Genomic DNA, 20,159 nt, shown 5'->3' with positions numbered 1-20,159 from the left:
CTCGAGACGTAGAGGCTTGGGCGTCCAGTTTCGAAGGCCGAAGGAGCCCCAAATTACGGCTCGTCAGTGAACTACAAATGACGCAGTGACCGGCAGTAGAACGGCTGAGGCAGGGGAAGAGGAAAGCACTCAATAACAAGCATAACTGCTAGCCCGAAGCCAACCCTCAAACGGCGAACGATTTACGAGGTCGAACCGGAATGCTGGGTCTCATTTCCTTTCAGCACAACTTTGAATCCTTGCCCGTCATGCGTTGTTGCGACGAACCGTCAAAAGCTGCGAACAAATTGTTCGCCGGTGGTTGTCCAGCATTCAACCAATTCATTGGTCAACGCGAAGATTTCTGGTTGAGACTCACAGAGAATGAAACCCTGATCGCTTCGCATCTGAGTAACTTGCACAAGAGAAACTTATGCGAGATGATGCTGCAACGGAGTTGGAGTCCATTTCTGACGTCGCGCAGTTGCACAATAACGTCTCGGTGGCATGTGCAACCATATCCCAACCACCCTAACGCCCTCGAAGATCAGCATAGCTTAGTTGCCCAGGCCCAATGAGTCACAAGTGTCCGCTTTTCCAAACTTCGTCGTGGCTCGTTTGCTTCTGCAGCGAAAGTCTGGTTTCCGCCCGACGTGCGGAAATCCAATGTCTCCTTAGGGCTGGCACCGGTCAACCGACCAAAACCGTCAGATGTCAGCAGAGAACCCAAAGTCCCAAGTGCCGCGCTTTGCGCGAATGGCCGCAATTCAGATGGAGGTCGGCACAGCGATGAGCAGTTGGTCCTCTTTGATGTTGCGAAGCCGGTCCGCGAAGTCGTCAACCGAAACCGACTTCCGCACCGGATCAATCTCCTCATCCTCAAAGTGGCCAGAATAAAAGTGCAGTAGTATGCCAGCTTGACGCACACCGTTTATTGCAATCACGTCGTAAATGACGTTCGTCCATAATTCGAAAGTGTCCGGTGCATTGAGTTGATGCTGTTGTTCAGCGCGGTCTTCTGCTTTCATTCGGTCGATAATCCATCTGTCTATCTTCGTTGCCGACCAGCCTTTTTTCCTAAGCTTGGCAACATGTTTTGACCTTTGGCTGTTCTGTTTTTCTGTAGAATGCAATCCTGGAGAGAGGACTGTTCCACAGTCGCAATGTCCAACCGTTGTAAGGAAGTGATGTTCGTCAGATTGTAGCGCTTTGCGCAGCGAGGCGTTTTCCAATGGTTTCGCGCGCCGACCGTTTCTGCGAAGTGCTACGTCGATCGATTTGGCATCGCCACCCTTCACGACAATTGAAATGAAGAAACACATGCGGTCATCTTACTTGGGTTCTTGAGCACCCGAAAGGTTTCTCGCGGTCCAGAGATATGATCGCGCCAAGCAGACCTCGGAGCAACCGCAGCGAACTCTCAGTTTGTCCGCATTGCTGACGTGTCGGTTGATAAACTGAGCTGCAAGAAACAATCGAACTAGGGCACTAAAGATTGAGAGTGACGACCCACTTGTGTTTGCCGATTTTGCGGGTTCGCTCAAATCCTAGCCGATCAAACATATGCAGCGCGCCGTTGAAGAGAAATGCAGCCGTTGCCTTGCGTCCTGCGATGTCTTCGGGGTAGCCCTCGATCCGTCCTCCGCCAAGTGCCTTGATCTGCGAAACGGCTCCGGCAAGTGCGGCAGAAGCCACACCACCGCCCCGGTGGCCTTTCCCCGAGAAAAAGCAAGTGATGCGCCAGTCGGGTAGGGCTGCAAGTTCCTTTTGATACGCTCGGGCATTGTGAAGACGGGGAAGTTCTTTGGGCGGTCCAAACTGGCACCAGCCCACGCACTTACCATCGTGATAGACCAGAGCCGCATGAGCCTCACCCGACGCAACTCGGGCCTTTTTCATCGCGCGCTTTTCTTCCGAAGACGCCTTTTCTCCCTCCTTGCCGTGGTACCATAGGCACCAGCAGCCTCCCCACACGCCGTTGTTTTCTTCGACGAGGTTGGCGAAATCATCCCATGTATCCGCGCTGAGCGATCTGGTTTCGTAGTCGATCAAAAGAGTTCTCTTCGTTTCTTCGGTGGGTCGAGCTTAGTCGCCACGTTCGGCTAGAGAAACCGCTCAATGCGGTGCTTGCAAGTCTATCCGAAACGGCCGTTCCATCCCGCGTTGACGTCATCACCCTAGCCACCGGCTGAGGTCGACAGCAAGCCCACGTTGGCAGACCCTCTAATTAGTACGTAGGTTGGCTTATGCGAACGACTTGGTCCAGCTGATGTCGCGCACAAATTCAGGTATTTGATGGCAACGTGTCGAACGTTGGCAGACCCTCGGGAATGACGTGCCAATCTTGCTTTTCCTCGCAGAAGATCGCGATTTTGGGTCCGCGAAAGGCACTTGGGTCGTCCAGAGTCCCAACCTTGAGCACGCGCTCCTTAAGACCGGGCCGTTCCGTCGTGAGATGCGTACCGCAAGTTTTGCAGAACATTCGCGTGACGGCATCGGGCTTGTCGGGGTTGCGGTAGGTGCCTGGTGCATCGCCTGAGAGGGTCAAGCTCTCCGGGCTCACCAGCATATAGTAATTTGGCCCGCCACCGGAAAAGTACTGGCAGGCACGGCAATGACACTGCGCTTTCAGGCGTGGTTTCGAGGTCACGGTGTATCGGATCGCACCGCAAAAGCATCCGCCTTCCAATTCGTCAGTCATCATTCGTTCTCCTTATCAAACTCCCGCTTGGTCCACCGTATCTCGGTCGGGGAGAGCGCTGGTCTTTTGCCACATTCGAGGCCGATGTCATCGCGCCGCCCGTCTGTCGCGGGCAAGCTGGGCAAGCGACCAGATGTGCGCCGCCACAGCATAGGGTACAAGAAAGACTGGTATCAGCCCTAACGGGTATTCGATCACGCGGTTCGGATTGTCGAAGGCGAACAGTTGAAGCGGCGAGGCCGCACTTGTGAAACCGAAGAAGAACGCGGATGCGAAATCAAGCAGCCCGACCACCGCCACAAGGATAATTGCGCGGGTCGGGATTGTCTGATCCCAGTACCGGATCAGAACACCTGCGGCGACGATCCCAGCCAACAGGTCGCCCCATCCAGCGGGTTGCGCAAATGTCCAGGGTAACGTGCCGCGTGCGTTTTCCAGCACGAAGACCAGACCGATGGGTCGAAAGAGCTGAAGCGCAATCAACAGCCGCTGCGGCACCCCGTCGCCAAGAACCACATTGCGTAAGAGAAAGGCCAGTAGCGCAACGACGGCGAGGACCACGGCAGGCACGGCAGGGCTTTCCCCGATAACCGCAACCCCGAAGCCGTAGCGGACGTGCGTGTAGGCGATCGCTGTCCAAAGGATCACAAGGGCGGACATGACAATGCGGGCCCTTACCGTCGCACCTCCCGCCGTCATTACCCATAGAAGGTGCCAATACACGGCGGGAACAGAGAATAGAACGATGGCTTCTGAAATCGGGGAGAACATATGGGTGGTCCTTTTGTTCAGACCTCGCGGCCCTTTTCCGTCCACAGGCGATGCACTTGGTCCCAGTCGGGAATGACAGTGGTCTCGTAGCCATAGGTCTTGCCGGTGGCGATCTTCGGAAAGACGCGCATGGCTTGTAGGTGCGCGCCCGCGCGGAGATAGGCCTCCATCGCCTGCCGATCGCGCCAGACACTCCGCGTGTGGTGAATGCCGGACATGGTGCGGGCATCGGACCTCAGGCATCCATCAGCTGACCGCGCTTGCACCATCGCAGCAGTGGCGTGCCGCCAGAACAAAGGCGCGTGCCAGAAACGCTTGAGCTTGAGGCCGGTGATTGAAACGTACATGGCAGCTTCGCTCTGAATGGGTTGACAGCGTCTACCATATCACGCATTCAGTAGACGCTGTCAACCTGGCGGAGATCGTGATGAACATCGACAAAGAGACGTTCCAGCGCAAATACGGACCATGGGCGCTTGTGACCGGGGCAAGCGACGGGATCGGTGCGGCAGCGGCTGACCAGATCGCGGAACTTGGGCTCAACGTGCTGTTGGTTGGGCGTCGGCACGAAAAGCTGGAAGAGAAAGCGAAGTCTTGCGCGGCGCATGGGGTCAATGTTCGGGTGATCGCCGCTGACCTCGGCACGCCTGAGGGCATCCGCGCTGTCATCGATGAAACCGAGAGCACTGAAGTTGGTCTCTACTTCGGTGCTGCTGGGTTCGGCAGCGCGGGCGCTTTCTGCGACCTTCCGTTTGATGACGAACTTTCCATGATTGACGTCAACTGCCGCGCGCTGACCGCGTTGGCCCACCCACTGGCGCGACAAATGCGGGCGCGAGGGCGGGGTGGCCTGATCCTGATGAGCTCCATCGTCGGCTTTCAGGGCGTGCCGCACTCAGCGAATTACGCCGCGACGAAAGCCTATGTGCAGTCGCTTGCGGAAGGCTTGGCCCTGGAACTGAAACCAGATGACGTCGATGTGCTGGCGAGCGCACCGGGACCCGTGGCAACGGGGTTTGCCAGACGCGCGGACATGGCAATGTCCGGGGCTGCGGAACCGGCCACAATCGCCCACGAGACGCTGGCGGCCCTTGGTCGTCGCAGCACGGTCCGTCCCGGCACCCAGTCAAAACTTTTGGGCTATGGGCTTGGCACCTTGCCACGCGCCCTGCGAAGCCGGATACTCGGCCAGGTGATGAGGGGCATGACGAAACACCGCGATGGCTAAACCGGACACCAGGCCGCTAAAGGATCAGGTTGTGTCCGAAGCCTTCAAAGTGATCGCCGAGGCCGGTGTCGAGGCGCTCAGCTTGCGTGCCATCGCCAAGCGATTGGGTGTGTCGCACCAAGCACCCTACAAGCACTTTGCGTCCCGCGATCACATCCTGGCTGAGGTAGTCGCGCGGAGTTTCGAATCCTTCGCGACTCATCTAGAGGCGCGCCCGCGCAGCGAAAATGGGTTCGAGGACCTGGGCTTCATGGGGCGCGCCTATCTTGAGTTCGCCATGACGCACCCGTTGCAATACCGGCTCATGTTCAACACCGCCCTGCCGGACATCGACGACCACCCGAAAATGCTGGCAAAGTCACAACGGTCGTTTTCCATTCTGCATGATCGGCTTCAGACTATTCCTCTGAGCGATCTCCGGGACGGCCTTGATCAACCCGCTAAACATGACGCCATGTTCATCTGGGCGACCCTGCACGGTTGCTGCAGCATTCTGAATTCGGACGTGGCAAAGACCCTGCCGCTTACTGATCAGGACAAGGCCGACACGATGGATCGCATGATGCGGCGTTTGAGTATGGCGTTGGGAGCCCTTGATGCGGAGTCCAGCAATGGCAAGGCTTAAGCTCGCACAAGAGACTTGGACAAGTCTTTCGCCACTGTTGCGAATGTTTTGATTGCTGAGCTGCCTTCCGGACGGAAATGCAGTCAGCCGACACAGATCTTAGCCGCGTCTCATTTGAAAGGTCACAATCGTCTGACGTGAGCCGTTCAAGCGAAGTGCAGCAAAATCTGACTGCGAGCCCACTTTACCGGATGCTGCATAGCGCATGAGTGTCGGCTCTGATGAGCGCCAACTTGATCATATTAGGGAAATATTATATTAGCCCTAGCTAATATATAACTGTCTGGAGAGTATGATCGTGGATTTCGAAAGAGCGTTTGGTGCTGACATTCGCGAGGTCGGCAAAGGTGAGCGCGAAGGCCGCCTCACGCACATGGTTCGCGCCTCTCGCACCTACCCGACCAGTCAGGCCGACCTATGGACTGCGATCACCGAAAAACAGCGGATAGAACGCTGGTTCGGTAACGTCTCCGGCGATTTCAAACTCGGTGGACGGTTTTCCATCGAGGGCAACGCAGACGGTGACATCATCTCCTGCGATCCGCCGCATACCTTGGCCCTCACTTGGGAGTTTGGCGGAAACAAGAGTTGGGTCACTGCGACGATCCAAGATGTTGAGGACGGCGCGCTGCTGACGCTAGAACACGAACTTCCCACTGACGAGGAAAGCGAAGCGCATTGGCAAAAATACGGTCCCGGCGCAACAGGTGTTGGCTGGGAAATGGCAATGCTGGGTCTGGACGGCCATGTGCAAACGAACGGCCAAAGTGTGATTGAGGCGGGTCAAGCATGGGCAGAGGGAGAAGACGGCAAGAGCAGGTTGCGTTCCTGGTCCGAGGCTTGGGGGAAAGCCCATGCTGAGGATGGCACGCCTATGAAGATCACAATGGAAATTGCCGCTCGCACCGCAAATTTCTACACCGGGGAAGAATGATGCACGCTTTCGATATTCTCTCGGACCCCGTTCGGCGACGAACGCTGGAACTGATATCCCAGAAGGAGCACGCATCAGGTGAAATCGTCATGGTCATCCAAGCCGAATTTGGCATTTCGCAATCAGCAGTTTCACAGCACCTTCGTATCTTGCGCGATGCTGGATTTGCAAAGGTGCGCAAAGAAGGTGCGAAACGGTGCTATTCGATTGATCCAGCAGGCTTCGAGGATGTGCAGACATGGCTTGATCAGCTTCGTCGCTATTGGGGCTCCAAGATGGAATCTCTTGCGACCGAGGTTGAGCGAGGCAAGCGTTCCCTTACGGCAAAGTAGCTGTTGTCGGCTCAAAAGCGGCCACTGAAAGCGCCATGGCGAACGGCCGCAAAGTCCGCAGACTGTGCGTTCGGCTGCCCCCTGATTTCGCAAGGGCAGCGAATGTCTGGAATGACGGGCCGCAACGCAGAACCGACGGTCGACGCTGGAAGTCTGCTTTGGGCCGTACTCATCGCTGAGATCCGTGTCCGTGAATAGGATGCTGCATCAGACCCAACGACGGCAACGAGCCCATTGTGACATATGCTGCAGTGCGCCTCAATGTCTGGTATCGGTTTGAAGCGTTTAGAAAGAAACGAGAAATAATCGTGACCAGTGAGGAATTCATCCCGACGATGGGCAAGGGCAAAGAAGCTTGGTGCGCCGGTGTTGTTGGAAAGAATGGCATGCTCCTTTACCACTTTCCTGTTGCGTCTGGCTTAGCAACCATGTCCTTTGAATTTGAAATTACCGATGCGCACCTGCATGTGCTTCAAACCGACAAGGAACGCTTTTATCTTTTGTTTGCAGCGATGCACGATACGCATCAGTCAGAACCGTTTCCAAACGCCGCCGCGCGGAAAGAGATGTTCAACACCATTCTTTTCGCCAAGAAGGATGTAGTCGCCCAATTCATGGCGCATGAAGATGGGGTTCTCAAGGAACTTGGAGCACACCGCTCCATCCCAAGTCTCGCTGATCGGCTTATGTTAGGTTAGGACCGGATTGTTCTGTGTCCCGGTGAGATCAGACATCGGCGCTGCCGCCGCGACTTGGCGCTTCGTCCGCATGACCGAGATCCGGGCGACCAAAACGCGCTTGAAAGGTTGATCGGAACCATCGGATGATCGGTTTGAGCCCACTTTGACCGATGCTGCGCATCGCACCAACGTCCGCTCTTCAGGGTCCGGCCAAAAACGTGACAAGATCAAACAAGATTCTGCCATGGGTTTGTGGCATGGAGTTGTTCAATAGCTGTGCCGCTCGAAGCGTCGTTGCCAAAAACGATCATTCATGCACTATTAGCTTTGACAGTGGGCTATTGGCATGGATTGAACGCTACCCCTTAGCAAAGTACACATGGGTTCGATCAACAAACACTGGTTTAAAAACTTGATGAGTTACCGAACACCTATTTTGGGAATTACGGTTTCTGTAGTATTGAGCTTGTTTTCCTCCGCTAAGGCTGACGTCTCAATACAAGAGGTCGATGTTAGCGCGATTGCTGATCTTCAACGACCTGGACAAGCGTGGCAGCGCATCTCGGGTCAAGGCTTCCATATATTTGAGGGCTTGGACGTCCCTTTGATCAACATCAGAGGAACAAAGAAAAGTTGGTTCCTCGAAGATGCACGGTTGCGCGAGTGGACTCCCGACTTTCCGCGAGCAAACCTTCTCAGCGAGACTGTTGGTCTTCCGGATGGAACGGTGATTGGAGGCCCGAGCGCAAATCATCTCCGCTTTATCAAACCACAAGGTGGGGATGCTTTTGCGCTCATACCAGACGCCGTTGACCTGTACTGGAGCGATCACCTTGAAGGCGCCGACATAGTTTTTGCCAAGAGATCAAAGGAGGGGGCGCTTCTGGTATTCGACGGCGAAAGTTTCGTTTCATCACCAATCCCAGAAAAAGGACAAACGCGACAAGGCGAATTCTTGCCATGGTATTCGACGGCGCTTGATGGGTACTTCACCGCTTCGGCCACTGACATCTGGTTCTATCGAACAGGCGATCCAGAATGGCATCGCTTAAATGAAATTGAAACGCGTTCGTGGGATCCGGATTGGGGCCTATTCCAACGTGGGTCTCAGGACATTCTTAGCCCCGACGGTACACTCTTAAAGGTCATCTCGGAAAACCAGCTTGGTCTAACGCAATATCGAGTTTCAGACGGTTACCCAACAGCGATGCTGCCTTCGTTGGCTGGCCAATGGAATGAAGTTGGCAATTCTGGCGAAGTAGTGGGGTGGCTTGGGTTTAGGCACCGCCATCTGCTTTATGCTGAGAATCATGAAGAAGTCGAAGAGCGAACGCCCAAATTCGTCCGCGTCCCTCCCAACTCTGATGTGCCGCAAACGTTTCCGGACCTGCGTCCGTTGCTCCTGATCTATGATGAAAACTCGATTAGCTATCAGTATCGTTTCGCTGCCATGCCCGGGACAGACCGGCTCTACTTTCTGCATGAAAACGGCTTCGCGTACTATTCAGATGGACAGGTGTCACTCCTGCCCGCCGAGTGGTTGGGCATTGTTGGGAATCTCCCTCACTTTCTTGCAACCAATCACGCGCTCTACGTTGCTGCAACCAACGGACTATTCCTTCTAGGTCGAGACGACACGCTTACCGAAGTCTTGGCCCCGCGGACAAAAGCCGGGTTTGGATCGAATGATAAGGTCTTCGATTTGGGATGCGGTGGGCTTAGCATAGGCTTCTTTGGCTGGAAGACGGGTATCTATTCCCTAAACCCTACCGGCGAGGCTGCCTTGATCATGCAGTCTCATTCAGCAATAGAAGTATACGGTGCGCTGCCTGATGGTAAGTCCATCCTATTTTCGGAAAAGGAGGGGCATCTAAAATTGCTGCGCGCCGAGTGCTAGTGACAAGCCTCGCACGACCCTGTCACTTGGCCAAATGACCGTTTGGCCATATACCCCAAAGCCGACATTGGTGCATCTACGGCGAAAGTCTGCTCCGTCCCGCAGAGCCGACCTTGAGCTGCCCAACACAAGCCCGTGGGGTGGTGTCGCACCGCACATTCGGTAACGCTTAATAGTCACCAAGCACATTCCACAGAAATTCTGCTCGGCACAGGCATCAAAACACCAGCCCGCCGGGACGGGCTTGTGTTGGACCGGCGCCTTCGGCTTGATTCCGGTCTGGTCAGTGATCTGAATGAACGCGGTTTCGTCCCGCAGATCTAACGTATGGGCCATTCCAACGACGTCCACTTCTGGCTAACGCGGTCATCCAACCCCGTCCGTAACCAAGCCGAAGGTGCCGGACGTTGCCAGTGCTAGGTGCACGGCTCCATGACCGCCAACATGAACGCTTGATGGTCATCAGCAAAAGACGCACTCATCGGATCAAGCGCAAAAATCTGCTCGCTCGCTTCCGGAACGCGCATGCACTCGTACAAATCAAAACCCTCGAACAACGCCTTGTGTAGCGCATCATCCGGTATTCCGGGTTCCGCAAGTCGCGAAAACGCCATGACCACCCCACGGTCGTACACCGTTGGCATCAGGCACTGCGTCAAAGCGAATTTTGCACGCGTCACGTCAAAAGAATCCGGGTCCTGCGCAACAGCATTCGGCAGCCCGATGAACGACCCAAAGTAGTCGGCAAGCGCTATCGCCGCCGCCGTGTACTTGTTGAACGCTTTGGTGTGGGCAGGATCGACATCGGGGTCATCTTCAACCGTTCCGAACGCCGCCCACGCGTCTGGCTGCAATGTCGCAAGCGCCGACCATTCTGCCGGACAATACTGTGCTGCGATCTCCGCATGGCTGAACGTCTCTTCGGCCCACGTCTGCGACGGCCCGCCGGTTGCCAAGACCGCGATCAACGGTCCCAAAATGTGCCGTGCTTTTCTCATGTGCCCCCACTGGTTTCGCGGATGCATACAGGTGCAGCATGGCAAGATTTTGACGTCCCCGGGGCGGACCCTTTTGTCGATCCAGAAAACCGCCCCCTTTCGAGGGGCAGGCTACGTCCCAACCCGTTAAAATCCCCAAAACGCACCGGGCGCAGGTCTAACCCTCTGACCTCCCGCGTCTTTCACAGATCGATGAAAACATCGTGGCCGCACCGAACAGCGTGTCCCCGCGGGGACAAATCCCTGCTGCGCTCATGTCAGCCCGCATAATCCTCGCGCAACTGCCGCCGCAGCACCTTGCCCGACAGCGTCACCGGCACGTCGTCCACAAAGCGCACCACCTTGGGCACCTTGTAGTTGGTCAACCGCGCCCGGCAGGCCTCCAGAATATCCTCTTCGCTCAACGTCTCATCTGACCGTACCACGAAGGCAGCAGGGGCTTCGGCCGTCTTGGCGTCCTCGATCCCGATAACCCCGACTTGCACCACCCCCGGCACGGTCGAGATGGCGTCCTCGATCTCGTTCGGGGACACGTTGAAGCCCGACACAAGGATCATGTCCTTCTTGCGGTCCACGATCTCCAGGTATCCGTCGTCATCCAAAACCCCGATATCACCCGAGTAATACCACCCGTCCTGGATCGTCTCGGCCGTGGCTTGCGGATTGTCGAGGTATCCGTCCATCATGCCCGGGCTCCGCGCGATCACTTCGCCCGGTGTCCCGGCGGGGACATCGTTGCCCGCGTCATCCACAATCCGGATCTGCGCGCCGGGGGCCGGCACCCCCACCATCCCAAGCCGGTTTGATCCCGGCGGGTTGAAGGTCAGGATGCCCGACACTTCGGTCATGCCATAACCTTGCAGGATCTCGACCCCGGTCAACTCCTGCCACTTCTGCGCAACCCCGGTCTGCTGCGCCGCGCCGCCAGAGCCGCAGAACCGGATGGCCGAGAACAGGGACCGGTCGAACCAAGGTTCCGCCATCAGCGCCGCAAACAGTGTGTTGATCCCGGTGAACCAGGTGATCCGGTACTTCTCGAACGCTGCCTTGAGGTTCGAGGGTGGGCGCGGGCTGGGTGCCAGAATGCCATGCGCACCCACTGTCATGCCTGAGACAAATATCAAGCTGAACGCAGTGATGTGATAGAGGGGTAGAGCAACCAGCGCGACCTCATTTCCCTCCTGCAAAATACCGGTTGTCATCAGCCGCCCCTGTTCGGCGTTGGACAGGATCGCCTGATGGGACAGGACCGCGCCTTTGCTCCGGCCCGTCGTGCCGCTGGTGTATTGATAAAGGGCGGGCGACGCCGGAGTAACTTCCCGGGTATAGGCCGACACATCTGCGGAAGACATCCGCGCCCTGCCTTTGGCCAGCGCCTCGGTCAAAGACACTGCCGGGGTGGTCATGGCCGGGACCACCTTGCGCACCCGCTTCAGCACGAATTTCAGCAGGGTTTTCTTGAGCGCCGGAAAGAAGTCGACAACGGACAGAGTGATGACATGCTGCACGCCCGTGCGCGCCACCACCTCGTCCAGCTTGTTGCCAAAGAGGTCGATGATGACGATGGCCTTGGCCTTGCTGTGGGTCAGCTGATGTTCAAGCTCGTGTGGAGTGTAGAGCGGGTTCACATTGGTGCCTACGCACCCCGCTTTCACGACGCCAAGTGATGCAACGCAAAAGCCAATGCAGTTGGGCGACATGATCGCCACGGTGTCCCCGCTCGACAGCCCCAATTCTTCCCGCAGATAAACAGCAAACGCCTCCGCATGGTCCTTGATCTGAGCATAGGTGGCGGTCGTCTCTGCCCCGGTGGGCAGGATGGTGGTGAGTGCCGGTTTTGCGGCATAGGTTTCTGCCGCCCTGTCCAGTGCTTCGACAAGTGTTCCGGTCTCAAGCTTGTCCAAACCGAAGTCCGCCGCCTGCGTGCCAAATGGGTGTTCCAGTGATTGCGTCATCCGTATCCCCTTTTTTGGACCACCGTGGCGTGGTCTGCGGAGAGTATACGCAGAATCCTTGGCGGTCATAGGGACATGGCATCACATGGATTGACTGCCTTCACGGTTGACCAAAGAAGCGCGTAACGATCGTGATGACCACTTTGGGGATTAAAGCTGCCTTTAGCGAAAGCGCTGCATTTAGCTTTGACAATGAGCGCAAAGCGCAAGAAACGGACTTCGCAAACCTGGTTCAAGACCAAAAGCTTGGACGCCCGCTGCATTCCGCTATCGGCTTTGCGCGCGGTTATAGTTCCGAATTGCGTCTTCAGCGACTATTACATCGAATGTTCCAAATTTGGTAACGGTTAGTGCCGAGCCGGTGCCTGCCGGAAAGCTCAAACTGTACTTCACAGATGAAACGTCTCCTTCAGTTACCAAATTGTGTGTGGATCTCTTGAAAAGAAACTTGTTGGTCATCAGGATAATACTTTGCCCGTCAGGCATTTTACAAACAATGTCTGCTGACCCCGGGTACCCTTTGATCTTTATTCGAATTCGCCGTCCATGTGTAACTTTGGACTTTCCACGTGCGTTTGCCACCGCGCAAATGGTATTGGTAGGAGCTTTTTTGATCGTTAGATCAAGAGTTCGATTGCTCGGCGGATACGTGACTTCGGCAAAGGCGGTTGAGCAAGCAAATGAGAAGCAAAGAATTATGCCCAGTAATTTAGTATGTTTCATTACTTTCCTAACGTATCGGGAACCGTATTTGCGCAGAACAACTAGCACACAGAATAGGCACTTGCATCGCGGGCTAATCGCATGCAGCCTTGACCCATAGTGTATTCGCCTCTGCTCCGGCTCTGGCCTTCATAGTCGCATCGTAGCCTTGATCAAATCCTACCCAACGGCAAGTGTTGCTCGTCATCAATGCTTGGCGTGCCATTGACACTCTTTCCGCGTTTGAAAGGCTCTTTAAGTGACCACACAAACCTTTTCGTATGGCGAACCCTGTGCAACTTGCAACACCACCGTCTTTGCTCGGGTAAATGTATGGTTCGTTAAACAGCCGCTTTACGCTCTCGACGGGTAAATTCTGCTTTCTGGCCTCCGTTGTCCAATTTGCTTCGGTGACGCCGTGTGCCCGAACGTCCATTGGTGTGAACGAGAAAAATAGAGGCGTTTGACTTGCTGGATCGTTTGTTCTGACAACATTATTCCAGCTCACTTGATACCCGCCTACGACCGCCCTTCCCTTGAATCTGTCAGACGAAGAATCTGAAACACTGCAAGCAGCAAAAAGGAGTGAAGCGGCTAACACTCCGGTTATTCTCGTTTTCAACGTTCGCCCCGATACTTGAATCAATCCCTTCTCGGAAACTAACGTCGCTTCGTCCCAGCTTAAATGATGTTTTTTGGCGTGGCAGACTTAGTGTCTGTATAGACACAGTGATGGATCTGAAACGTGTGCCGGTTGCATCTTCGGTGCACAATTCAAATTGGCGTGTCGGAACGGCATTAACCAACAACAAGTATTTGGCTGCATGATCTCGTTGTCGGACCTAAAGAACAAGCGCTCGCTTTGGGCTGGTTACCGAAGGCAGATACTCATCTCGGAGCGATGACCTTGTAACTCTGGGCTCATTGCGGACGCTTCAAAACCTCGCTTCGCAAACTCCGCACACTCTGCATCGTAAAGGCGCGCCTTTACCCTTGTTGGCTGCATGACTATTGGATGACTTTGAAACGATGAGATCAGAATAGTCCTGCTACACTGGTCATCGTGCCAGACCGTTGCCCGATTTGATGAAGATCGTGGCGCTCGATATGCCCGATCCGCTCCACATCACAAAAAAGGCGCGCATCCTTTCGGATACGCGCCTCTCAAATGCTTTCTGTCGCCCGATTACTCGGTGACAGCGTTCTCGACATCGACGCTCACGCCTGGACCCATGGTCGAGCTCAGCGACACCTTTTTCATGTAGGTGCCTTTCGCGCCAGCAGGCTTGGCCTTGGCAACGGCACCCACGAAAGCGCGGATGTTTTCGACCAGTTTGGCTTCGTCAAAGGACGCTTTGCCAACACCTGCGTGCACGACGCCAGCCTTCTCGGCCTTGAACTGAACTTCGCCACCTTTGGCCGCTTTCACGGCGTCTGCGACGTCCATGGTCACGGTGCCAACCTTGGGGTTCGGCATCAGGTTACGGGGGCCCAGCACTTTACCCAGACGACCCACGATGGGCATCATGTCAGGGGTGGCGATGCAGCGGTCAAAGTCGATGGTGCCGCCTTGAACGGTTTCCATCAGGTCCTCTGCGCCGACGATGTCCGCACCGGCTGCTTGCGCTTCTTCGGCCTTGGGGCCACGAGCAAAAACAGCGACGCGCACGTCTTTGCCTGTGCCGTTGGGCAGGCCAATTACGCCGCGCACCATCTGGTCTGCGTGACGGGGATCGACGCCCAGGTTCATCGAGATTTCGATCGTCTCGTCGAACTTGGCGTTGGCATTTCCTTTAACCAGGGCCACCGCGTCTTCGACGGTCAGGTTCTCTTTGCCGGCGAAGGCTTCGCGGGCCGCTGTTGTGCGTTTTCCAAGCTTTGCCATCTTACTTCACCTCGATGCCCATGGAGCGGGCGGAGCCCAGGATGATCTGCATTGCGCCTTCGATGTCGTTGGCGTTCAGATCTTTCATTTTCGCTTCGGCGATTTCCTTGACCTGGGCCGCTGTCACGGTGCCCACGGTTTCACGCGACGGGTTGTTCGCGCCGGATTTCACCTTGGCCGCCTTTTTCAGATAGTAGGACGCCGGGGGCGTCTTGATATCCATGGCGAAGGATTTGTCCTGGTAGTAGGTGATCACGGTAGGGCACGGCGCACCGGGCTCCAGATCTGCGGTCTTGGCGTTGAACGCCTTGCAGAATTCCATGATGTTGATGCCACGCTGACCCAGCGCCGGACCAACCGGCGGGGATGGGTTTGCCTGACCGGCGGGCACCTGCAATTTCATGGTGCCGGCAAGTTTCTTGGCCATGTGCCAATCTCCTTTTCAAACAGCCGCGGGACGCGCCCCTTGGCCTATGTTGATGTGGTCTGGTCTGGCGGTCGCGACCGTCGCGCCTCCCACATGGGATGCTGCAAATGCAACAAGAGCGCCGGTTACAGCGCTCCTGTCCAAATTACAAGCCTGTTTTGAAGCTTTGTCCCTGCGGGGACGGGTTATCAGCCCTCTTCGAGGATCACGTCAAAGCGCACGCGGCTGCCCGGCAGGCCCGCATCGTTCAAGGGGCGTGAGGGGGCGGCGATGATGATCTCTTCGGCTTTCACGCCGCGACCGACAAGCATCGCCATCAGCGCCTTGGCGCGCAGCAGACCTGTCGACACATTCTCACCCGATTGCAGGTCGCCCGCGTGATGGCCAATCACGCGAAGCCGCGCGTGCGGGCACTCCATCGCCATGGCAGCAAGCGTCATCGCGGTATCGACGTCGCTGGACCCAAGAGAGACCGATCGCGGCGCATAGAACAGCATGGTGGTGTCGACAGCCTGTTGGAGCGCCGTGACACAAGTGGCATTGGCCCAGGGCTTGGGTGCCGCCGCCGGTGCCCCGACGGCCACGCGGGTCACTTCTTCGACAATCGAGAACTCAACCCGGCGATCATAGTACGACGCAGGCTCTGGCCCGACGATGCCGGAAGGCTGGCGATCACCAAGACCTTCGGCAAAGAACATGGCCGTATTGATGCCAGACGCCCCGATGCGCTTGATGACCTCCTCGGCGCGGGCCTGGCTTAGGCGCAGGTTTGCCGCGGGATCCCCAGAGGGGTCTGAATGCCCTTCCACCCGGATCTGCACATCTGGGCAGGTTTGCGCGATCAGACCGAGCAGGCGACCCTGTTCGATGCCCCCCTGATCCGCATTCAGACCACCGCTTGGGAAATAGACGCGTGCTTGACCAGCCATGGTGCGCAGATCTTCGAGGCATTGCTGCTGCGCCGCTGCGCCAAAGGTGTTGGCGTCGAAGAACGGGGCCGCTGGCGTTGTCGCCAAGGCCGCGGTGCGTTGCGGTGCAGGTGCGGGTTGCGGCAGCGCGGCCGCGGCCAGCGGCTGAGCCCGGGTGTTTGATGTGCCCACCTTTGTCAGTGTGGTTTCGGGTCCAGCCTGACGCGCGACGACCTCTTCTTCGACGGTCTCGGTCGGTGTTTGTTGAGCCGTTACACCTTGTGGTGCTGCTGCGTTTGAAAATGTCTGTTCACTTGTAGGCGCGACGTCTTTCCCGCCCCCAAGCTCAAGAAACCCGGATGCGGCAAACACAATTGCAGCAGATGGGACCAGCCAAGGAAGGCTGTCCCGCAAATACGTCAATGCCATAGAATATCCCCCAGATACGCTGCTCGGCCATCAATGGCACATCTACATTGTGTGCCTACATCAACCAGTAGGCGATAATCCGCCATCTTCGTCAACAGGGCTTGTGGATGATCCTGTGGATAACTTTCAATTTTTGAATTTTTCATGCACAGAATCAAAAAAGGCGCACTTGCGTGCGCCCTTTCAAATAGTCCAGCGATCCGGTCAGATCTGTTTGGTGACTTGCGTGTATTCCAGTTCGACCGGCGTTTCGCGGCCAAAGATCGATACAGTCACTTTCAGGCGCTGGTTGTCCTCGTCGACCTCTTCGACCATGCCGTCGAAATCCTCGAACGGGCCATCGTTGACCTTGACCTTTTCGCCCACCTCGAAGCTGATCATCAGCTTCGGTGCTTCCTCACCTTCCTGAACGCGGTTCAGGATCTGGTTCACTTCGGCATCGCGCATCGGCATCGGACGGCCCTGTGGGCCAAGGAAACCAGTGACGCGGTTGATCGAGTTGATCAGGTGATAGCCCTGGTCGGACATTTCCATGTGCACCAGCACATAACCGGGCATGAAGCGGCGTTCGGTTGTCACTTTCTTGCCGCGACGGACTTCGATCACCTCTTCGGTCGGGACCAGCACTTCGTCGATCTGATCCTCAAGACCGTTTTCCTCGACCGAGGTTCGGATTTGCTCGGCAATCTTCTTTTCGAAATTCGAAAGAACGCTGACCGAATACCACCGTTTCGCCATGTTGTTTCTGGCCCCTCGCCCGATTTGTTACGCCTTGTGCAGCAGCCCGTGCCACCGCCCTGAATAAAAAGCGGCGCGGGGCTCGAATCGCCGCGCGCCTGTTTCAGATCAGGATCGGGAAATACTCTGCACCATATCAAAGTGCAAGAGGCTCGCGCCTGCTTGGCGTTACCCGAAGGTCGTCAACACCATCTCGAGCCCACCACGGATCAAGATATCGACCAGGGCGAAAAACACGGCTGTCAGCGCGGCAAGGATAAAGACCATGACAGTGGTCAGGAATACCTCGCGCCGCGTTGGCCACACCACTTTCGCGACTTCCGAGCGCACCTGCTGGATGAATTGAAGTGGGTTGGTTGTGGCCATGGATCATGTCCTTTGCTGCGGATGGATCGCATGTAACGGCAGTCAAGAACGAATTCAAGGCGGGATTGCGCCCGCCTTGCACGTCTACAGGTGTGGATGCTGATTAGGTTTCTTGCGCCATCCTGCTCAGGCGTTCCGCCACAACCTGTTGATGTTCGGCTTCGGCCTGCTGCAGCGATTGGAAATCCGGCATGTAGAGGCTGTCGACCATGCCATCGGGGAAAACGTCCAACACGCTGTCCCACCGATAGGCAAACGTGTCGAGTTTGGCGCGCAGATCTTCGGCGCGGCCATGGTCTTTCATCTCGATCCGGTCCAACCAGCCCAGAACGGACGTCCAGATCCGATCTGCACCCAACGTCAGGAAGGTCGCGACGATAAGCACAACAGCAATGACCGCAGCGATTACAAACCAATGTGGGCGCACGACAAACAGCAATGCGGCACTGGCCAGCGCCAGATGGCGCGTTTTGGGTTCAAACCGGCGGACACGCGAGATCATGCTTGTCAATGGGCGGAAGAGGCCGGCGCGTTTCTGCGCATACGTATCTTTTTCAAGTTCCGGCAGGTCTGTTGCGCGACGGCGTGGCGCTGGCGGAGGCGTACGTTCGATAAAGGCGCGGGCCGCAACGTCTTGAGAACCAGGCGCGTCCATGTCCGTCACATCGATATTGCGAGGCTGAGACTTGGAGGTATCCGCCTCATCCGTCAGGACCGAACGGATCATTGACATCGTTTCTTCCTCACTTGCGGTGTGAGGCTGACCTGGGATCAACGTGTATTTCATCGACAGCTTCCTTGCCCCGATACCAGCCGGAGCTCTATTTACCAGCCTTGGCAGATCGGGCGTTCTTGTTAATTCGCGCGTGGCGGATAAGGCGAAGCTAGGGCCGGAATGTGTGGCGCAGGTGTCACGAATATGGCGAAAATGAGGCACTGGAAACCGTGCCGAGACAAAATACGGTTCTTGCCTGCAAATGTTTCGCAATTCAGGTGATCAGTTCGGATGTTTTCAGAATACGACCACAGTTTGGGCGCAATTTAGTGAGTCGGGTTTGGTGTGGGCACACGCCTTGCTTTCCTCAATGCGTGCGAACCGGCCAGTAGTGCCGTCCACGGCTCCGGTCGCATATTCGCGGTCTGAGAACCTTGCCAACAAGAAGCGGAAGACCTTGGCCACGCTGGAAGTAGTGAACCGCAGGCGGGCCAAAAGCATCAAACCTGACCAAAACATGGATCAGTTACACGCAAAAAGTGCAGTCATGTCAGTTTGTTAAATGGTGCCCGGGGGCGGAATCGAACCACCGACACGAGGATTTTCAATCCCTTTATGGAGATTTTCATACATGAACATAGACGCACGCAAAATACTGATTTATATTGATAATTGTCCAATACACTGAACATAGCGAACCATAGAAAACCACCCAAAGCCGTGTATTTTCTGAGCCTATACGGAGCCTAAGAGTGCCTAGAACAGCCCTCTCTGATCGCACCCTGAAGACGCTTACGCCGCCGACCTCCGGCCAAACAACATACTGGGACGAAGGACTAAGCAATTTTGGCGTTCGCATCTCTCAGGGTGGAGCCAAGAGTTTCGTGGTTGTGTACGGTCCAAATCGCACTCGCAAGACGCTGGGACGCTACCCCACCATCAGCCTCAAGCAAGCCCGCGACAAAGCAAAAGAACTGCTGGCCGAAGTGACTCTTGGTATCGACAAGCAGCGCTCTATCAGCTGGAAGCAAGCACGCGAACGATTCCTGCAGGATTGTGAGCGCAAGAACAAACCCAACACCGTAGCGTACTATCGAAAGCGGCTCGACGCCCACTTTCGATACGGCACACGAAATCTCGCGGACATCAGCAAGCAAGACCTGTTGCAAAAGATCCGCCGCATCCAGACATCAAACAGCGAGCAGCATCATGCGTTTGTCGCCGCCCGCACCATGTTCAACTGGGCAGTACGTGAGGACTATATCTCAGCAAACCCTTTGCAGGGTGTGCGTGGCTTCAAGCCCGCTGCCGCGCGAGAGCATGTGCTGTCTGAGCCGGAGCTCAAGACGGTCGTGATGGCAGCTGAAGCTGCACCGTATCCCTTTGGGCGAATTATAGAAGTATTGCTTCTAACCGGGCTCCGACGCAGTGAGGCAGCGCAGCTTGAATGGGACTTCATTGACGATAGTTCCGGGATACTTACCCTACCCGCTCACCTGACCAAAAACGGTCGCGCACACAGCATTCCAGTTGGGGAACGATTGTCTGCTGTTTTGGAACGTACACCCCGCATGAACCAGTATCTCTTCCCCTCAACCACAAAGACCGGCACGGTTTTCAACGGCTGGGGAAAGGCCAAAGAGCGCTTCGATGCAACGCTTGAAGATATAGCGCCATATACCCTGCACGATCTTCGCCGCACGTTTGCCACCACCCACGCCATGCTTGGCACCCCAATACATGTCACTGAGAAGCTATTGAACCACGTCACCGGCACCATCAGCGGTGTGGCAGCAGTCTATAATCGGCACACGTATCTCGAAGAGATGCGAAGCGCCGTCTCTGCATATGACAACTATCTCGCCAAGCTAGTAACTGATTGATATCCT

20 protein-coding genes are annotated in these 20,159 nt (G+C 56.1%); 7 read left to right on the top strand and 13 right to left on the bottom strand.

What is annotated here, in order from left to right; all coding sequences use genetic code 11:
* Positions 1 to 746: 746 nt before the first annotated feature.
* From Q1A51_RS22360 to Q1A51_RS22340, 5 genes are all read right to left on the bottom strand, one after another.
* Positions 747 to 1,301, bottom strand: coding sequence for a hypothetical protein (locus Q1A51_RS22360; protein WP_299602634.1), 555 nt, complete (start codon positions 1,299 to 1,301; stop codon positions 747 to 749).
* Positions 1,302 to 1,467: 166 nt separating this feature from the next.
* The gene (locus tag Q1A51_RS22355) at positions 1,468 to 2,031 is read right to left on the bottom strand and encodes a GNAT family N-acetyltransferase (RefSeq protein ID WP_299602633.1); all 564 of its coding nucleotides are present in this window, start codon (positions 2,029 to 2,031) and stop codon (positions 1,468 to 1,470) included.
* Positions 2,032 to 2,263: 232 nt separating this feature from the next.
* On the bottom strand, positions 2,264 to 2,680 hold the full coding sequence (locus Q1A51_RS22350) for a GFA family protein (protein ID WP_299671529.1): 417 nt from the start codon (positions 2,678 to 2,680) through the stop codon (positions 2,264 to 2,266).
* A gap of 87 nt (positions 2,681 to 2,767) precedes the next feature.
* Positions 2,768 to 3,451, bottom strand: a complete 684-nt coding sequence (locus tag Q1A51_RS22345) for a hypothetical protein (protein WP_299602630.1) — start codon at positions 3,449 to 3,451, stop codon at positions 2,768 to 2,770.
* A gap of 17 nt (positions 3,452 to 3,468) precedes the next feature.
* A complete protein-coding gene (locus tag Q1A51_RS22340) occupies positions 3,469 to 3,798 on the bottom strand; it encodes a hypothetical protein (RefSeq protein WP_299602628.1) in 330 nt (109 codons plus the stop codon).
* An 80-nt stretch (positions 3,799 to 3,878) separates the two neighbouring features.
* On the opposite strand from Q1A51_RS22340, the gene Q1A51_RS22335 reads away from it, so the two are divergent.
* The 6 genes from Q1A51_RS22335 (at position 3,879) to Q1A51_RS22310 (ending at position 9,147) form a co-directional block, all read left to right on the top strand.
* Entirely contained in the window at positions 3,879 to 4,679 is an 801-nt protein-coding gene (locus Q1A51_RS22335) for an SDR family NAD(P)-dependent oxidoreductase (RefSeq protein WP_299602626.1), read from the top strand.
* Entirely contained in the window at positions 4,672 to 5,304 is a 633-nt protein-coding gene (locus tag Q1A51_RS22330; protein WP_299602624.1) for a TetR/AcrR family transcriptional regulator, read from the top strand. Before Q1A51_RS22335 ends, Q1A51_RS22330 begins: the two co-directional genes overlap by 8 nt.
* 298 nt (positions 5,305 to 5,602) lie before the next feature.
* Entirely contained in the window at positions 5,603 to 6,238 is a 636-nt protein-coding gene (locus tag Q1A51_RS22325) for an SRPBCC family protein (protein WP_299602621.1), read from the top strand.
* A complete protein-coding gene (locus Q1A51_RS22320) occupies positions 6,235 to 6,570 on the top strand; it encodes a metalloregulator ArsR/SmtB family transcription factor (protein WP_299602620.1) in 336 nt (111 codons plus the stop codon). Before Q1A51_RS22325 ends, Q1A51_RS22320 begins: the two co-directional genes overlap by 4 nt.
* A 236-nt stretch (positions 6,571 to 6,806) precedes the next feature.
* The gene (locus Q1A51_RS22315) at positions 6,807 to 7,268 is read left to right on the top strand and encodes a hypothetical protein (RefSeq protein WP_299602619.1); all 462 of its coding nucleotides are present in this window, start codon (positions 6,807 to 6,809) and stop codon (positions 7,266 to 7,268) included.
* Positions 7,269 to 7,629: 361 nt separating this feature from the next.
* The gene (locus Q1A51_RS22310; protein ID WP_299602618.1) at positions 7,630 to 9,147 is read left to right on the top strand and encodes a hypothetical protein; all 1,518 of its coding nucleotides are present in this window, start codon (positions 7,630 to 7,632) and stop codon (positions 9,145 to 9,147) included.
* 416 nt (positions 9,148 to 9,563) lie between these two features.
* Here Q1A51_RS22310 and Q1A51_RS22305 read toward each other — a convergent pair whose 3' ends face one another.
* From Q1A51_RS22305 to Q1A51_RS22270, 8 genes are all read right to left on the bottom strand, one after another.
* On the bottom strand, positions 9,564 to 10,145 hold the full coding sequence (locus Q1A51_RS22305) for a hypothetical protein (protein ID WP_299602616.1): 582 nt from the start codon (positions 10,143 to 10,145) through the stop codon (positions 9,564 to 9,566).
* A gap of 257 nt (positions 10,146 to 10,402) precedes the next feature.
* Positions 10,403 to 12,100 (bottom strand): AMP-binding protein, encoded by a 1,698-nt coding sequence (locus Q1A51_RS22300; protein WP_299602614.1) that lies wholly within the window; start codon positions 12,098 to 12,100, stop codon positions 10,403 to 10,405.
* Positions 12,101 to 13,988: 1,888 nt separating this feature from the next.
* Positions 13,989 to 14,687, bottom strand: coding sequence for a 50S ribosomal protein L1 (gene rplA / locus Q1A51_RS22295; protein WP_299602610.1), 699 nt, complete (start codon positions 14,685 to 14,687; stop codon positions 13,989 to 13,991).
* A gap of 1 nt (position 14,688) precedes the next feature.
* Positions 14,689 to 15,114, bottom strand: coding sequence for a 50S ribosomal protein L11 (gene rplK / locus Q1A51_RS22290; RefSeq protein ID WP_299212236.1), 426 nt, complete (start codon positions 15,112 to 15,114; stop codon positions 14,689 to 14,691).
* A gap of 188 nt (positions 15,115 to 15,302) precedes the next feature.
* Positions 15,303 to 16,451, bottom strand: coding sequence for an OmpA family protein (locus Q1A51_RS22285; RefSeq protein WP_299602606.1), 1,149 nt, complete (start codon positions 16,449 to 16,451; stop codon positions 15,303 to 15,305).
* A 204-nt stretch (positions 16,452 to 16,655) separates the two neighbouring features.
* A complete protein-coding gene (gene nusG / locus Q1A51_RS22280) occupies positions 16,656 to 17,189 on the bottom strand; it encodes a transcription termination/antitermination protein NusG (protein ID WP_039689781.1) in 534 nt (177 codons plus the stop codon).
* Positions 17,190 to 17,357: 168 nt separating this feature from the next.
* Positions 17,358 to 17,555: a preprotein translocase subunit SecE gene (gene secE, locus Q1A51_RS22275; RefSeq protein WP_299212244.1), complete on the bottom strand. Its 198-nt coding sequence runs from the start codon at positions 17,553 to 17,555 to the stop codon at positions 17,358 to 17,360.
* A 103-nt stretch (positions 17,556 to 17,658) separates the two neighbouring features.
* Positions 17,659 to 18,342 (bottom strand): hypothetical protein, encoded by a 684-nt coding sequence (locus Q1A51_RS22270; protein ID WP_299602602.1) that lies wholly within the window; start codon positions 18,340 to 18,342, stop codon positions 17,659 to 17,661.
* A 680-nt stretch (positions 18,343 to 19,022) separates the two neighbouring features.
* Between Q1A51_RS22270 and Q1A51_RS22265 the strand changes: the two genes are divergently transcribed.
* Complete coding sequence (locus Q1A51_RS22265; protein ID WP_299602600.1) at positions 19,023 to 20,153, top strand: site-specific integrase; 1,131 nt, start codon at positions 19,023 to 19,025, stop codon at positions 20,151 to 20,153.
* Positions 20,154 to 20,159 lie beyond the last annotated feature (6 nt).

The sequence above is a fragment of the uncultured Tateyamaria sp. genome, from assembly GCF_947496075.1.
Classification (GTDB): Bacteria; Pseudomonadota; Alphaproteobacteria; order Rhodobacterales; family Rhodobacteraceae; genus Tateyamaria.
This window is presented reverse-complemented; position numbering and strand designations above follow the sequence as displayed.

Bases quoted from the DNA above. Each gene is read 5' to 3' on its own strand.
- Q1A51_RS22360 (WP_299602634.1), bottom strand. From the start codon at position 1,301: ATGTGTTTCTTCATTTCAATTGTCGTGAAGGGTGGCGATGCCAAATCG.
- Q1A51_RS22350 (WP_299671529.1), bottom strand. From the start codon at position 2,680: ATGACTGACGAATTGGAAGGCGGATGCTTTTGCGGTGCGATCCGATAC.
- Q1A51_RS22345 (WP_299602630.1), bottom strand. From the start codon at position 3,451: ATGTTCTCCCCGATTTCAGAAGCCATCGTTCTATTCTCTGTTCCCGCC.
- Q1A51_RS22340 (WP_299602628.1), bottom strand. From the start codon at position 3,798: ATGTACGTTTCAATCACCGGCCTCAAGCTCAAGCGTTTCTGGCACGCG.
- Q1A51_RS22335 (WP_299602626.1), top strand. From the start codon at position 3,879: ATGAACATCGACAAAGAGACGTTCCAGCGCAAATACGGACCATGGGCG.
- Q1A51_RS22330 (WP_299602624.1), top strand. From the start codon at position 4,672: ATGGCTAAACCGGACACCAGGCCGCTAAAGGATCAGGTTGTGTCCGAA.
- Q1A51_RS22320 (WP_299602620.1), top strand. From the start codon at position 6,235: ATGATGCACGCTTTCGATATTCTCTCGGACCCCGTTCGGCGACGAACG.
- Q1A51_RS22310 (WP_299602618.1), top strand. From the start codon at position 7,630: ATGGGTTCGATCAACAAACACTGGTTTAAAAACTTGATGAGTTACCGA.
- Q1A51_RS22305 (WP_299602616.1), bottom strand. From the start codon at position 10,145: ATGAGAAAAGCACGGCACATTTTGGGACCGTTGATCGCGGTCTTGGCA.
- Q1A51_RS22300 (WP_299602614.1), bottom strand. From the start codon at position 12,100: ATGACGCAATCACTGGAACACCCATTTGGCACGCAGGCGGCGGACTTC.
- rplA (WP_299602610.1), bottom strand. From the start codon at position 14,687: ATGGCAAAGCTTGGAAAACGCACAACAGCGGCCCGCGAAGCCTTCGCC.
- rplK (WP_299212236.1), bottom strand. From the start codon at position 15,114: ATGGCCAAGAAACTTGCCGGCACCATGAAATTGCAGGTGCCCGCCGGT.
- Q1A51_RS22285 (WP_299602606.1), bottom strand. From the start codon at position 16,451: ATGGCATTGACGTATTTGCGGGACAGCCTTCCTTGGCTGGTCCCATCT.
- nusG (WP_039689781.1), bottom strand. From the start codon at position 17,189: ATGGCGAAACGGTGGTATTCGGTCAGCGTTCTTTCGAATTTCGAAAAG.
- secE (WP_299212244.1), bottom strand. From the start codon at position 17,555: ATGGCCACAACCAACCCACTTCAATTCATCCAGCAGGTGCGCTCGGAA.
- Q1A51_RS22270 (WP_299602602.1), bottom strand. From the start codon at position 18,342: ATGAAATACACGTTGATCCCAGGTCAGCCTCACACCGCAAGTGAGGAA.